The sequence below is a fragment of the Trinickia symbiotica genome (assembly GCF_003028655.1).
GTDB lineage: Bacteria > Pseudomonadota > Gammaproteobacteria > Burkholderiales > Burkholderiaceae > Trinickia > Trinickia symbiotica_A.
This window is the reverse complement of record NZ_PYUC01000046.1, coordinates 1-1,611: the sequence shown is the minus strand read 5'-3', so window position 1 is coordinate 1,611 and position 1,611 is coordinate 1. Positions and strand designations below refer to the sequence as shown.

Annotated in this window: 1 protein-coding gene; it reads right to left on the bottom strand. The window is 62.5% G+C overall.

What is annotated here, in order from left to right; translation table 11 throughout:
- Positions 1 to 246: 246 nt before the first annotated feature.
- Positions 247 to 1,377, bottom strand: coding sequence for an IS110 family transposase (locus C9I57_RS32125; protein WP_107154514.1), 1,131 nt, complete (start codon positions 1,375 to 1,377; stop codon positions 247 to 249).
- Between the last annotated feature and the right edge of the window lie 234 nt (positions 1,378 to 1,611).

The window sequence follows — 1,611 nt, the reverse complement described above, 5'->3', positions numbered from 1 at the left end:
GTACGTCCGGCCTTCACCAGCTCGACCATGTGGGCCCGGAATTCCGCCGGGTATGGGGTACGATGCCTGCCCATTTCGACACCTCCTGATCAAAAGGATAGGTGTCCGTTTTTGCGGGTCAATCTCAATGGTCGCAAATTGGATGACATTCCTTGCGTAGTATCTTCGCGGGTTACTCGCGTGCCCGGGCTACGCCGCCCTCAGGAAACTCCTGCAGTGGGGATAGCTGGTTGGTGACGTGCTGTGTTACACCGCTTGCGCCTCTGCCGGTACGGCGAGCGACATGGCCAGCCGGCTGATGTCCCAAATGAAGCCGCTGAGTTCGCGGGCGACTGCGACCACTGCGATGTTCTTCTCCTTGCCGCGCGCGATGAGTTTCCGATAGCGACGGCACAAGCGCACCTGCGCGTCCCAGGCACGGTCCACGATGGGCTTCGGGATGCCTTCGTGCCTGCGCTGGATCTCGGGGCTTACGCGGGCCGGGTGCCGGTAGCTCCACGCCGCTTCGACGAGCAGCTTCCTTGCATAGCTGTTGCCGGTCTTGGTGATACTGCCCAGACGGCGCTTGTCTCCCGAGGAGTGTTCGTATGGCGTTACGCCGAGCCAGGCCATCAGCTGGCGTGGATGCACGAAGTGCGACAGATCACCGAGCTCGGCCGGCATGCCCACGGCCGTGGTGAACTGCACACCGCGCATCGTCTGTAGGCCGAGGACGGCCGGATAGAAGTGCCAGTCGACGACCGCCTCGCGTAGCGCGACCTCGAGTCGCTCACATTGTGCGAGCCGGTCCTCGATCGTGCGCCGAAGCTCCTCGAAGGCGAACTGCTGCCACGCGCTGTCGAAGGCGTACGCGCTCAGCCAGCGCCGATGCGCCTTTCCCCAGTCGGCTCGGCCCGTATAGCGCACCCCGTGCGAGAGCAGAAAGGCCTTCAGCCGTTGCCGCGCACGCTTCAGATCGTCCTTGGCGCTCACCCACGCGCGCGCCAGGTCCCGGAATGCTTCATCCTCCACGCTGGGCACGTATACCGCCGAGAGGTCCCCGGTGCGTAGCAGGCGCACGAGCTTGACGGCATCACGTCGATCGGTTTTCACGCGCTCACCGGGTTTCTTTGGGATCAAGGACGGTGCGCACACGATGCAGTCGAATCCCTTCTGGATGAGCTGACGGTAGAGCCCGTAGCCGCACGGGCCCGCTTCGTAGACGATGCGGACGTGGCGCGCTTTGGACTGCAGGCGCTTGCATAGGCGATCGATATCCGTTTTGGTCGTGCCAATCTTGCCGAGCAGTTCGACCTCACCTGCCCCAAGCGCATAGGCAACCGTGATCGACTCCTTGTGCAGATCTAGTCCGACGTACAACGTGCTATCGTCTTCCATGCTGGCCTCCGAGTGGAAATCGCCGGGTGTGGCCTTGTCCACACCGTGCGGCTCTGGCAGAGATGCTAACCCGCGTTTGACTCCTCACGGCAGGCCAGCCTCTGCATCACGGGAAATGGAATGAACGCCTCCCGCCGGAGATGGCGGTGGAAACAAAGAAGGACGGCGGATCCTCGTCTGGCGGATCATGAGGGTTCATAGGCCAAACCAACCGGAGGCTTGAAATGAAACTCA